General features: G+C 47.9%; 10 protein-coding genes and 1 other annotated feature. Of the genes, 3 read left to right on the forward strand and 7 right to left on the reverse strand.

Annotation, left to right across the window (positions count from 1 at the left end; genetic code table 11):
- Positions 1–17: 17 nt before the first annotated feature.
- Positions 18–650, forward strand: coding sequence for an SDR family oxidoreductase (locus K7G97_RS12555; protein WP_223040706.1), 633 nt, complete (start codon positions 18–20; stop codon positions 648–650).
- 274 nt (positions 651–924) lie between these two features.
- On the opposite strand, the gene K7G97_RS12560 is transcribed toward K7G97_RS12555, so the two are convergent.
- Together K7G97_RS12560 and K7G97_RS12565 are read right to left on the reverse strand one after the other, a co-directional pair.
- Entirely contained in the window at positions 925–1,644 is a 720-nt protein-coding gene (locus K7G97_RS12560; RefSeq protein WP_064299482.1) for a pseudouridine synthase, read from the reverse strand.
- Entirely contained in the window at positions 1,631–3,295 is a 1,665-nt protein-coding gene (locus K7G97_RS12565; protein WP_223040707.1) for a putative polysaccharide biosynthesis protein, read from the reverse strand. The genes K7G97_RS12560 and K7G97_RS12565 overlap by 14 nt, the downstream gene beginning before the upstream one ends.
- 192 nt (positions 3,296–3,487) lie before the next feature.
- Here K7G97_RS12565 and K7G97_RS12570 point away from each other — a divergent pair, with 192 nt between their 5' ends.
- Entirely contained in the window at positions 3,488–4,759 is a 1,272-nt protein-coding gene (locus K7G97_RS12570; RefSeq protein ID WP_050678607.1) for a BaiN/RdsA family NAD(P)/FAD-dependent oxidoreductase, read from the forward strand.
- 59 nt (positions 4,760–4,818) lie between these two features.
- Here the strand turns inward: K7G97_RS12570 and K7G97_RS12575 are convergent, their stop codons facing one another.
- From K7G97_RS12575 to K7G97_RS12595, 5 genes are all read right to left on the reverse strand, one after another.
- Positions 4,819–5,796: a hypothetical protein gene (locus tag K7G97_RS12575; RefSeq protein WP_149427738.1), complete on the reverse strand. Its 978-nt coding sequence runs from the start codon at positions 5,794–5,796 to the stop codon at positions 4,819–4,821.
- A 131-nt stretch (positions 5,797–5,927) separates the two neighbouring features.
- The gene (gene leuS, locus K7G97_RS12580; protein ID WP_029342384.1) at positions 5,928–8,333 is read right to left on the reverse strand and encodes a leucine--tRNA ligase; all 2,406 of its coding nucleotides are present in this window, start codon (positions 8,331–8,333) and stop codon (positions 5,928–5,930) included.
- Positions 8,334–8,379: 46 nt separating this feature from the next.
- Positions 8,380–8,602: a binding site (T-box leader), on the reverse strand.
- Positions 8,603–8,640: 38 nt separating this feature from the next.
- The gene (locus K7G97_RS12585; protein ID WP_223040708.1) at positions 8,641–9,285 is read right to left on the reverse strand and encodes an HAD family hydrolase; all 645 of its coding nucleotides are present in this window, start codon (positions 9,283–9,285) and stop codon (positions 8,641–8,643) included.
- A gap of 94 nt (positions 9,286–9,379) precedes the next feature.
- A complete protein-coding gene (locus tag K7G97_RS12590; RefSeq protein WP_223040709.1) occupies positions 9,380–10,414 on the reverse strand; it encodes a peptidoglycan bridge formation glycyltransferase FemA/FemB family protein in 1,035 nt (344 codons plus the stop codon).
- Positions 10,415–10,597: 183 nt separating this feature from the next.
- Positions 10,598–11,776: an MDR family MFS transporter gene (locus tag K7G97_RS12595; protein WP_023469104.1), complete on the reverse strand. Its 1,179-nt coding sequence runs from the start codon at positions 11,774–11,776 to the stop codon at positions 10,598–10,600.
- A gap of 153 nt (positions 11,777–11,929) precedes the next feature.
- Between K7G97_RS12595 and K7G97_RS12600 the strand changes: the two genes are divergently transcribed.
- Positions 11,930–12,529 carry a tRNA 5-(aminomethyl)-2-thiouridylate-methyltransferase MnmM gene (locus tag K7G97_RS12600; RefSeq protein ID WP_255343803.1) on the forward strand — a complete coding sequence of 200 codons (600 nt, stop codon included), beginning with the start codon at positions 11,930–11,932 and terminating at the stop codon, positions 12,527–12,529.
- The last annotated feature ends 39 nt before the right edge of the window (positions 12,530–12,568 follow it).

The following is a 12,568-nucleotide window of genomic DNA, read 5'->3' on the forward strand; positions in this document are numbered from 1 at the left end:
AGAAGGAGATGATAAGAATGAATATTTTAATCATTGGAGCAAACGGAACAACGGGACGCAAAATGGTCGAATTGATCGCTAAACAAGGAGATCATCAAGCGATCGCTGTCGTACGGGAAGAAAATCAAATCAACGATTTGATTGCACTCGGTGCATCTGAAGTCAGACTTGGGGATTTGACGAAGGATGTCAGTGGCGTCGTCAGTAACGCGGACGTCGTCATCTTTGCAGCGGGTGCAGGTGGCGCATCGGACGAATTGACACGTGCCGTCGATCAGGAAGGTGCGATCAAAGTCATCGATGCAGCAAAAGCCAACGGAATCGATCGTTTTCTGATGCTCAGTTCAGTCGGTACGGAAGAACCGAAAGGCGAACTAAAAGTATATCTCGAATCGAAAGCAGCAGCAGACGCTCACCTAAAAGAAAGCGGAATCGACTATACGATCGTCCGTCCTGGTCCACTCAGCTACGATGACCCAGCAGGTACTGTTGAAACGAAAGAGCATTTTGATTCGTACGAAGATCGTAAGGTGTCTCGTGACGATGTGGCAGCACTGTTCGTTCACTTGATTGATCACCCGACACAGTCTCGTGTATTCGAAGTACTCAGCGGTCCTTATCCGATCGCAGAAGCACTACGTAACCAATAATTGAATTCCACAATAAAAAAGGGGCTGACTCAAAAGTCAGTTTCCACAAGGATAAGGGTGGCAGAATAATGATCTGCCACCCTTATCTCATAACAAAAAGAATGACGCGTTTCACGCCACTCCTACAGGAAAAAGCGCATTTATGCGCTGTCAGAGACAAACAAGACCCGCTTTCCTGCCTGAATAAGGCAGGAAAAACTGGCTTGTGTCTCGCCTGAGGAAAGGGTATGAAAAAACGCGTCATTCTTTTTTGAGTCAACCTCTTTCGTCTTGCTTATTCAGGTTGCCAATCAAACAAGGATAATTCATCCGGTGTCAGTTCCCGGTAGTCTCCGAGTGCAAGTGCCGGATCAAGCTCCAAGCGACCAATCGAACGCCGTTTCAAGAATGTGACCTCTTTACCGAGGGCAAGCATCATCCGTTTGACTTGATGGAACTTCCCTTCCGTGATCGTCAATTCAAGCGTTGAATCTGTTTCTGTCGTCGATAAGATAACGAGTTTTCCTGGCTTTGCCTGATAACCGTCTTCTAAGGTGACGCCTGCCGCAATTGCCTCGACGTCTTCTTGCGTCAATACACCTGTCACTTCCGCGTAATACGTTTTTTCGACGTGTTTCTTCGGAGACATCAAGGCATGATTGAACGCTCCATCGTTTGTCAGTAACAATAAGCCTTCAGTATCCTTATCAAGTCGTCCGACCGGAAACGGTTTGAAATACGTCACGTCTTCAAACAACAGATCAATGACGGTCTCATCTCGTTTATCCTCCGTCGCACTAATAACACCAGGTGGTTTATTCATCATCAAGTAGATGTATTTTTGATATGTGACCGGTTCGCCGTACATCAGAACCTGTTGCGTCTCGACATCGACATGTTGTTTCGGATCACGTACGATCTCACCATCGACTTGAATTGCCCCTGCCTTGAGCAAAAGTTTTACTTCTTTTCGGGAGCCTGCCCCCATGTTGGATAATAGTTTATCTAGACGCATGACCTCGTCCTCGTTTCAATGAAATTTTACGTCCTAATACGACTTCTGCTAATCCACTCCAAATCGAGAGTCCAGCGAAAATCACGATTCCAACTGCCGCACCAATGATCAGGATCAACAGAGATGCCCATGTCGTCTCTGGTAAGAAGGACACCATTCCCCACTTCACGAGTGCAACACCTGCTCCCATCAATGCACTGATGATTAGAATCAATGATGTCCGGCGCAAGACGGTACTGAATGGGAACTTCACCGTTTGTGTGATCCGGAAGAACATCAATCCCGTCGCAACGAGATAACCGATGATCGTCGCATAACCAGCACCCGTTCCATCACCCGTCAAATGAATCAACGGCGCGTTCAAGAGATACTTAGCAAGTAGTCCAGCAAGTGTTGCGATGATCGTGAAGTACTGACGGTTAATCCCTTGAAGGACGGCTGCCGTAACAGAATACAAGGCAAGGAACAACGCACTCGGCGCATAACTTAACAGATAGACCCAGGCCGCTTGATCTTTCGGGAAGAGCACATGGAACGTTTCTTCACTGAGGAGAATCATCCCGACGACTGCCGGAATCGTCACGAAGAAGACGAGTTGATAAATCTGTGAGATTTGAGCCCGTACTTTCCGCATATCCCCTTGTGTAAAGGATGCGGTCAACAGTGGAGTCGCAGATAACGACAATCCTGTTGCGACCGACACCGGAATCAAGACGATCTTATGACTATCCGCAATCAGATAGGCAGTCGCGTTTCCGGCCGCTTCGAGCGTGTAACCGATACTTTGTAATGCGGCGTTCATCGTATTCTGGTCGATGACTTGGTAAAGCGGTGTCGAAAGACCGACCATGACGATTGGAATCGCATACGTCAATAATTCCTTATACAAATCCGTTAACGGGCGATCCGGCGAACGGACGGTTTGAGTAGCACGTAGTTCCTGCAAGCCGCTGGCACGTTTGCGGAAATAATAGATCAGAACCGCGACACTACCGATTGCACCAATGAATGCACTGAACGTTGCAATCGTTGCGGCAAATGCTGCACCTGAATCAAAGATATAGATCGCGATGCTGACTCCTGCAAGCAGGAAGATGATCCGGACGATTTGTTCCAAGATTTGCGAAATCGCTGTTGGTCCCATCGATTGATACCCTTGGAAGTAACCTCGGGTCATACTCATCGGTGGAATTAAGAGTAAAGCGAAACTCACGCCACGAATCGTCATCGTGACGGCATCAACGTAGGCTGCTGAATCAACGTCACCACCCGGAATGGCACGGTGTGCTAAATACGGTGCGAGAAAGAATAAAGCGAGGAAGGAAACAATCCCGGTCAAGGACATGATTTTCAGACCAGACCGATATAATCGTTCACTCGTATCATACTCTCCTAATGCATTGTATTTGGCGACGAATTTCGAGACAGCGACAGGAATCCCCGCTGTCGCGAGTCCGATCATGATCGCATAATAGTTGTAGGCATAGGTATAGAACATGATGCCTGTCGCGCCGACCATGAACTGAAATGGAAAGAGATAAATCAAACCCAGTGCGCGGGAAATCAGTGACGCACCGGACAGGAGCATCGTTCCACGAACGAATCCTGAATTGCCGGAAGAAGTAGACTGCTTATTACTGACTGTGGACATGGTAACATCCCTCACGCTTTCTAATTTTTAAACTCGACACTCTGATCGTGACTGTCTCATTATACAAGTTCTCTCGTACACAATTGCAAATCATTATACCGCTGTCTATCTTGAATTGAAAGAGACGGTTTGTTTACAGTCGCAACTTCTGCTAAAGTGAAACAAGCAGAATTCTATGAATGAGGTGACCTTATGTACGATGTAATCGTAATCGGAGGCGGACCGAGCGGCTTGATGGCAACGCTCGCCTCTTTACAGGCTGGAGCTCGAACACTCCTGCTCGATAAAGGAAATAAATTAGGTCGGAAGCTTGCGATCTCTGGCGGCGGACGTTGTAACGTCACGAACCGAAAACCACTCGACGAACTCGTCCAGTCGATTCCAGGAAACGGACGTTTCCTTTATAGTGCCTTTTCTCAATTCAATAATGAATCAATCATCGAACTCTTCGAAGGGTTTGGTGTCGCCCTCAAAGAAGAGGACAATGGACGGATGTTTCCTGTCTCGGATAAAGCAGCAGATGTCGTCCGTGTATTGATTGATCAAATCCGCGCGCATGGTGCCGAGATTCAAACAGACGCACAGGTCGCTACGCTCGACTTCCATCCAGACGGTTCTTTTGCTGCAGTCATCTTAGAGAACGGCATGCGTCTTGAAGCAAAAAGTTGCATCGTTGCAGTCGGCGGACAATCCGTTCCACATACCGGTTCGACAGGTGACGGCTATCCATGGGCTGAAAAAGCGGGTCATACGATCACGGAGCTCTTCCCAACTGAAGTTCCGATTTTGTTAGGTGATACGTTCATTCATGAAAAAACATTACAAGGGCTGTCGCTACGTGACGTCGCCTTAACGGTCCACGGCAAAAAAGATAAAGCAATCAAAACACACACGGGTGACTTACTCTTTACCCACTTCGGTTTAAGCGGTCCGATTGCTTTACGCTGTAGCCAGTACACGATCAAGGAGCGTAAACGTTCAAAGGAGACGATCGTCCATTTATCAATCGATCTCTTCCCGGACGAATCACTCGGTGCGTTAACAGAACGCTTCCAAGCCGCGCTTGCAGCCAATCCCAAGAAAACGGTACGCAATGCCCTCCGCGGCTTCGTGCCGGAACGTCTGCTTGAACTTCTATTTGCTCAAATCGGCTTTGGCGATGAAGTCTGCACACAAGTCAAGAAACAGGACTGGACGGACTTCTTGCAAAAATTAAAGCGATTCCCACTTAAAGCAACGGGAACGCTCGACTTTGATAAAGCTTTCGTCACGGGTGGTGGCGTCTCAATCAAAGAGATTGATCCAAAGACGATGATGTCGAAAAAAGCGGAGCGGTTATTCTTTGCCGGGGAGATTCTTGATATCCATGGCTATACAGGTGGTTACAACATCACAGCTGCATTCGTGACGGGTCATTGCGCCGGTAGTCACGCCGCAGAGATGGCACGTGATACTGTCTTTTAATATGAACAAGACCCGATTCTTCTGCTCAACAGAGGAATCGGGTCTTATTATGTCAGGATTTAATCAATCGGTGTAAACGATCGGCTTGAGAATTTATCCGTGACGACTAACGCGAACAACTCATTATCTTGCACGAAAATCCCTTTCGAACCATATACTTTCGGACTGGCTGTCTCGCCCGTGATCGTTTTGTCCTTTCGATCGATCGAATAGAGATAGAGCGCTTCTGAATCGAGTGTGTAGATCCGACCTTGTCGTTCAGCAAGACCAATCGGACGGAACTCGGACTCGAACGATTTCTTCGCATCACTTCGCATCCCACTCGCCGCTTCAATCTTCTCACGTTTGATGACTGACAGATAAGGCGGTTTCTGTTTTTTCTTCAATGCACGTTTTTTCTTTTCCGAGGCGTCAGGATCAATCTTGATCTTATCCTCTTTCATCGCGAAATAAGTCACCTCGACTCGTCCCAGTGCTCGAATATGATTAATCGTATAGAATTCTTTTTTCTTCGCATCATATCCAAGACCATGGAAACTATCCCGTATCGTCGTTCCTTGTACTTTTTCACGTTTTTCTTCGCTCCAGACACCGTCTTTTCGCGTAATCGTGACCAGAATCTGATTCGACGTCAATAACGCGACGGTCTCCCCGTCAACCAGCGTCATACCGTCAAGACCAGCGAGCAACAACTTTCCTTCTTCTAACTGGAAAGATGCGTTGATGCGTTCCCCGGTTCCACTGATTTCAAAGAAACGATAATCGTCTGTGACGACGAGGTACGAACCAATGGAATCATCATATAACATGTGTTGGACATTTTTGATTAACGGCTCTTCCGGGTTCGGAATAGCTGAAGGCGTTTTCGGTGGCACCTGTTTAACGGCTGCCTGATGCTTTGATTGCGTCTCGATTTTCGCGAACGTTTCCTGAATACGTGACAACGTCTCCGGCTTCGAGAAGACGAGCAGTACGCAAAGGATCAACCCCGAAACGACAGCAAAAATCGTTGTATAGACTATATAAGATCGTTTCATTGATGGTACTCGCCTTTCTTTCTCGGTTTCTGATTCAGTGTAGCAGAAGGTCGTTGAAAAAAAAAGCGGACTTGCGACCGAAATGAAGAAACCCCTTCCATGCGCGACAAGCGAATGAAAGGGGCTATGGCTTAGTTTGCCACGATGTTGATTAATTTTTTCGGTACGACGATGACTTTACGAACTGTTTTGTCGCCGATCCATTCTTGTGTCTTTTCATCAGCAAAGGCAAGTGCTTCGATTTCTTCTTTTGTCGCATCGATGTTGATTTCGATTTTCGAGCGAACCTTTCCGTTCACTTGAATGACGAATTCCATCGTATCGCTGACGAGTTTCGATTCATCGAATGTTGGCCATGCCGCATACGTCAATGTTTCTTCAAATCCAAGTTGTTCCCAGAGTTCTTCACCAAGGTGTGGTGCGACTGGCGTTAACAATTGGATGAATCCACGAAGGAAGTGACGCGGAAGAACCGGCTGTTTGTTTGCTTCGTTGACGAAGACCATGAGTTGCGAAATTCCGGTGTTGAACTGGATGTTCGCGAAGTCTTCCGTGACCTTCTTGACCGTCTGGTGGTATGTCCGCTCGAAGTCAGCATCGACTTCTGTGACGTCCTGAATGTCTGCTGTCCGTTCGAACAAGCGCCAGACACGATCGAGGAAACGACGCGCCCCGTCAAGACCGTTCTCAGACCAGGCAACTGATGCATCGAGTGGTCCCATGAACATTTCGTACAAGCGTAATGTATCCGCACCATGCGATTTAACGATTTCATCCGGGTTGATGACGTTACCGCGTGATTTCGACATCTTCTCGTTGTTCTCTCCAAGAATCATCCCTTGATTGTACAACTTCTGGAATGGTTCTTTTGTTGGTACGACACCTGCATCATACAAGACTTTATGCCAGAAGCGCGCATACAACAAGTGGAGAACGGCGTGTTCCGCACCACCAATATAAATATCGACTGGAAGCCAGTATTTTAATTTTTCTGGATCCGCGATCGCCTCTTCATTGTGCGGATCGATGAAACGAAGATAATACCAGCAGCTTCCGCCCCATTGTGGCATCGTATTCGTCTCACGACGCCCTTTCATTCCTGTTTCAGGATCCGTATAATCCAACCAGTCTTCCGCAAGCGCAAGTGGTGATTCGCCTGTACCAGACGGTTTGATTTCCGGAATGATTGGAAGTTCGAGCGGTAATTCCTCTTGGCTGAGTGTCTTCATCGAACCATCTTCCATATGAACGACTGGAATCGGCTCGCCCCAATACCGTTGACGACTGAACAACCAGTCGCGGAGACGATACGTGATTTTCTTACGTCCGACTTGATTCGTTTCGAGTTCAGCAATCATCGTCTCGATTGCTTCTTGTTTTCCAAGACCATCAAGCATATGCGAGTTGACGTGTTCGCCCTCTCCTGTATAGGCTGCTTCATCAACGTTTCCACCCGCGACGACTTCAACGATTGGCAAGTCGAATTGTTTCGCGAATTCATGGTCGCGCTCATCGTGTCCTGGAACCGCCATGATTGCACCCGTTCCGTACGAAGCAAGGACATAATCAGCGATCCAGATTGGAAGACGATCACCTGAGATTGGATTGACGGCGAAAGCACCCGTGAAGACGCCTGTTTTTTCCTTCGCTAAATCCGTCCGCTCGAGGTCTGACTTCGTTTGGACTTGCGAAATGTACGTATCGACGGCTTCCTTGTGATCTGCTGTCGTGATGTCAGCTACGAATGGATGCTCCGGCGCAAGCACGAGGTACGTCGCACCAAAGATCGTGTCCGGACGTGTCGTAAAGACCGTGACTTGTTTTTTGTGTCCATCAATCGTGAAATCGATCTCAGCACCTTCTGATTTCCCGATCCAGTTCCGTTGCATCTCTTTGACAGAATCCGGCCAATCAAGGTCATCGAGATCTTCAAGAAGACGATCCGCATATTCCGTGATTTTCAAGACCCATTGACGCATCGGGACACGCACGACCGGATGATTTCCGCGTTCCGATAATCCGTCGATGACTTCTTCATTCGCAAGAACGGTTCCAAGTGCTGGGCACCAGTTGACCGCTACTTCGTCCACGAACGCAAGTCCTTTCTCATACAACTTCGTAAAGATCCACTGTGTCCATTTGTAGTACTTCGGATCCGTCGTGTTGATTTCACGATCCCAGTCATAGGAGAATCCAAGTTCTTTCAACTGACGCTTGAACGTCTCGATGTTTTTCGCTGTGAATTCACGTGGGTCATTCCCTGTATCGAGGGCGTATTGCTCTGCTGGTAACCCGAACGCATCCCATCCCATCGGGTGCAAGACGTTGTATCCTTGCATCCGTTTCATACGTGCGAGGATATCGGTTGCTGTGTAGCCTTCCGGGTGACCGACGTGGAGTCCGGCACCTGACGGATACGGGAACATATCAAGGGCATAAAACCCTTCTTTTTCTGGATCTTCTGTCGTGACGAAGGCGTTGTCTTGATCCCAACGCGCCTGCCATTTTGGTTCGATTTCGCGATGATTGTACGGCATGTCTTTTCCTCCTCTAATCTAAAAAAACCGGTCCTCCGCCCCTAGGAATAGGGACGAAAGACCGGTTTGGCTTCCGCGGTACCACCCACGTTGTCTGTCTATGACAGACCGCTTGATTCACGGATAACGGTGTGAAAGACCGGATTCGCTACTACGACTTCACGAATCGTGCTCCCTGACGAGTTCACGGTTGTTACCGACTGGTTCGCACCTTCCACCAGCTCTCTTGACGGCACCTTTCCCCTACTACTTCAGTTCCATGCAATTGACTATCTTTTCCTAGTGTAATCTGTTTCTTCCTCAAGCGTCAACGCTTCCGTAAAATTTCCTCGATTTCTGCATGCGATCGCGCTACATGATCCGCTTGTTCTAGACGTTGCATCGGCATCCGATCATCGAGAAGCGCAATCACTTCCATGCCTGCTGCTTTAGCGCCGATCATCCCGTTCGCAGCGTCTTCAATGACGAGACAATCTTCAGGTGCGTGCCCGATTCGTGATGCTGCAAGATGAAAAATCGCAGGATCAGGCTTTGAACGCACGACTTCTTCCCCACTGACGTAATGTGTGATGGGAAGCTCATAATGACGGATGACGCGTTCGATTTTTTGAAGCGAACTCGAAGAGGCGATCCCGATATCGTAACCAAGAGACGCCGCTTGCTCGATGACTTGTTTGACTCCCTCTTTTAACCCACATTCCTCCGGTTTTGCATGAATTTGAAACAACCGATGTTCTTCTTCTAGTAACGCACTAGCTGTTTCTTTTAGCTGATGCTGGGTGACAAGCTCTTCCCACATCTCATCACCTGTTTTTCCCATGAACGTCGCATACTGAACCGGATCGAGCGGAATCGATAACGTTTTGAACATCTGCTGATGGACTTCAAAGTAGCGGATTTCACTATCTAAGATGACCCCATCCATATCAAAAATTAGACCTCGTTTTTTCAAGACACATCCCCCTCAATTGATCTATCATGATTTCAGCATATCAAAAAAACGACTACACGATGTAGTCGTTTCGCCTTCTTCATTTAGTTACTGTTTAACTTGTCGCCATTCGGACACTAGTTTGTCGGTAAGCCGGAAAATAATCCGAATCAGCATCTGATCCGTATCGTACACATAACTGATCGTATATAGCTGGCTGAAGAATCGATTTTCCTTGATGATACTCAAATAAACGATACCCGGTGTAACGGCATTTACTCTCAAAGAGACTATCCCGTTCTTGATATCCACCCCCGAGATGTTGTTCGACAAGACCGCGTGCTTTCGCCTGAAGAATTGCTTCGTACTCGAGTCGTTGATTCGGAAACATCTTCGCTTCGTCCCGCTTACACCCAATCAAATGACCGTGGGCATATTCTTTCCCAAGCAATACGAAGTATCCACCAACAGGTTCTCCGTCGATTTCCGCAATCAGTAACAATGGCTCACAGAGTGGATTTTCTTCAAATAATTGCTCAAAATAACTCGCCGTAAAATAGTAATGAGCCGAAGCATTCTTCCGGTCCATCGTTTCATGATACAACGCTACAAAGACAGGTAGGTCGTCTCGCGTTCCTGTTCTAACGGTTAAAGGAGAGGCAAGCGATTTGCGAATCATACTTCTCGTCTTCTTATGAAATGTCTGCATGATGTCCTCTAGTGAAGGGCGTAAATCGATACTCGTCGTATGACGGATGAAGGAGACTTTCGTCCAATCCCGCATGAAGCGTTCATTCCCCGTCAATGGATTAAAGCGAATCATTTCTGAGACAATCGCTTCTCGCTTTGCCCACCTTTCAAACAATAAGCGTGCATGCTGCATTTCAGTCGCAGTCAGTTGACCGATGATTTCCGGTCCACCATAGCCATACGGCGTGATGAGATCTGAATAAGGCGTATCAAAAATCCGGCGCTTCAAAAAGGGATAGAACAGTGTTCCTGCATCAGCTTCATAACGGAATAGCACCGCTTGCTCAGACGGTCTAGCGTTGAGCGTGACATATTGGTGACTGTAGAAGATATCAAGAGGCTGTTGCTGTACGTGTGTCGTCCAAGTTGCGGCATCTGTGATGAATTGACACCTTTCCATTCGTGCACCTCCAGTCAAAAAGAAGCAACGTTCATATGACCTTTCTTTTTCAAGTTCTTGATTAGAAAGTACCCGTTTCTTTGCCGAAATATTCCATATTATTAAATGTTTATTTTATGATTTTCAAACGAATGACGTAACAAAAGACAGCGGTCATAATGTCCGCTGTCTTACAGATGATGCTCATGATGTGATTTTAGGAATGGCACGAAGGAAGACGACGCCCGCTAACAGGATCAATCCAATCAATGTCAAGAAGACCGCTGACATACCGGATAAATCGTAGATCAACCCTCCAACGGTCGGACTGATCATCCGCCCCGCTGAAGCAGCAATATTGACGTACCCTTGGAATTCTCCTTCTTTTCCGATCGGCGCGAGTCTCGCTGCCATGGCAGGAACTGCTGGCCAGATGAACATCTCACCAATCGTCAAGATGATCATCGCGACGAGGAACATCTTGAAGCCGCCTGCGAACGGAACGATCAGATAAGACAAGAGGAAGATTCCTGTACCGGTCATCAATTGTCGCTTTAAGTCATCTCCAAACCAACGAAGAATTGGTGTTAGTAAAGGTTGTGCGAACACGATGAGTGCTCCGTTGATCGTCCAAAGAATCGAGTACTCGGAAATCGTGACACCGAGCGATTTCGTGTGTACGGCAAAGGTTCCTTGCCATTGCACATAAACGAACCAAAGTAAGGCATAACCAATCGAGACGAGCAACATCGTCCGTGCCGCACCGCGTGCAAGGGGTGTCCGTGTCGTTTCGATTTCATCATGCGCCGCATGCATCCGCGCCGGTGCCTGAATCCAGGACAAACCAACGAACAAAATGATGGCAAAGGCGATGTAGAGGACGAGATTGGCGATGAAGATGTACTGAATCGAAAAGGCAGCGATTTGACCACTGACTGCTGTCCCGAGCGCTACACCGACGTTTTGGGCGACATAGATCGCATTAAAGGCACGGCGCCCGCCTTCCGGCCAGATGACACCCGTCATCGCGTAGATCGTCGGAAAAACCATCCCACCGACGAATCCAATCAATCCAAGCATCGCGACGTATCCGAGGTACGTCTGATGAAACAGCAACAAGCCGACGGAAGACAGGACAAGTCCGATGACACTGATGACAAGCGTCTTCTTGCCACCGAGACGGTCAAACGCTTTTCCACCTAAGTAGTTTCCGACGATTGCTAAGGCCGAGTTGACGAACAATGCCATCCCTGCTTTTGTCATCGACTCTCCTAGATATTCATGAATATATAATGTATTAAACGGCCATAAAAAAGAGGATCCCGTCGTATTGATGGCCATCGCAAGGACGAGGATCCAGACCGCTTTTGGTAATTTTGGCATACCTGTGGTCCTCCTATTTCATTCTCAACCTTGCCACTTTACGCAATCCGTCCCCTAACTGTCAAGCCACTTCGCTTTTCGTCAACGAATCAAAAAATGATATAATGCAGAAAGAATCTTGCACATACTGAACCATTACTAGAAAAACAGACTATAGGAACAGGAGTCTATGCCATGTCACTTGCCCGTGTACTACCTTATACGAAACAATTACTCGAGTCCGTTATCGAGCCCGGAGACTGCGTCGTCGATATGACTGCCGGAAATGGACATGATACACAGTTTTTAGCAGAACGCGTTGGTCCAGAAGGAAGGGTCCTTGCGTTCGACGTCCAGGCACAAGCCATCGAGGAATCGACGCGACGTCTCGACGAAGCCGGAATGTTAGCACGTGTCGACCTTTATCATGAGAGCCACATCCATGTCGGTGCCCGTCTTTCGGACGAACAACGTCCTGTCCGCGCCGGTGTCTTCAATCTCGGATACCTGCCCGGAAGCGACAAATCAATCACGACGACAGGAGAAGAGACGCTCGAAGCACTCGATGCCCTCCTCCCGGTCCTCGCTCCCGGCGGTCTTGTCGTCCTCGTCGTCTATCACGGTCACCTGGAAGGAAAACGTGAACGCGATGCTGTCCTCGATTACGTCACAGCCCTTGATCAGCAAGATTATGCCGTTCTCCAGTATCGCTTCTTGAATCAACAAAATCATCCCCCGTTCATCATCGCGATCGAGAAAAAAGTACGCGGATGATGGGACACAAAAAAGTGATGCCCCTTTTTTAGAGGCATC

Source organism: Exiguobacterium acetylicum (genome assembly GCF_019890935.1).
GTDB classification, from domain to species: domain Bacteria; phylum Bacillota; class Bacilli; order Exiguobacteriales; family Exiguobacteriaceae; genus Exiguobacterium_A; species Exiguobacterium_A abrahamii.

What these genes read in the sequence shown, in the direction of transcription:
- K7G97_RS12565 (WP_223040707.1), bottom strand. Translation starts at nt 3,295, where the DNA reads ATGTCCACAGTCAGTAATAAGCAGTCTACTTCTTCCGGCAATTCAGGA.
- K7G97_RS12555 (WP_223040706.1), top strand. Translation starts at nt 18, where the DNA reads ATGAATATTTTAATCATTGGAGCAAACGGAACAACGGGACGCAAAATG.
- K7G97_RS12590 (WP_223040709.1), bottom strand. Translation starts at nt 10,414, where the DNA reads ATGGAAAGGTGTCAATTCATCACAGATGCCGCAACTTGGACGACACAC.
- leuS (WP_029342384.1), bottom strand. Translation starts at nt 8,333, where the DNA reads ATGCCGTACAATCATCGCGAAATCGAACCAAAATGGCAGGCGCGTTGG.
- K7G97_RS12575 (WP_149427738.1), bottom strand. Translation starts at nt 5,796, where the DNA reads ATGAAACGATCTTATATAGTCTATACAACGATTTTTGCTGTCGTTTCG.
- K7G97_RS12595 (WP_023469104.1), bottom strand. Translation starts at nt 11,776, where the DNA reads ATGCCAAAATTACCAAAAGCGGTCTGGATCCTCGTCCTTGCGATGGCC.
- K7G97_RS12570 (WP_050678607.1), top strand. Translation starts at nt 3,488, where the DNA reads ATGTACGATGTAATCGTAATCGGAGGCGGACCGAGCGGCTTGATGGCA.
- K7G97_RS12560 (WP_064299482.1), bottom strand. Translation starts at nt 1,644, where the DNA reads ATGCGTCTAGATAAACTATTATCCAACATGGGGGCAGGCTCCCGAAAA.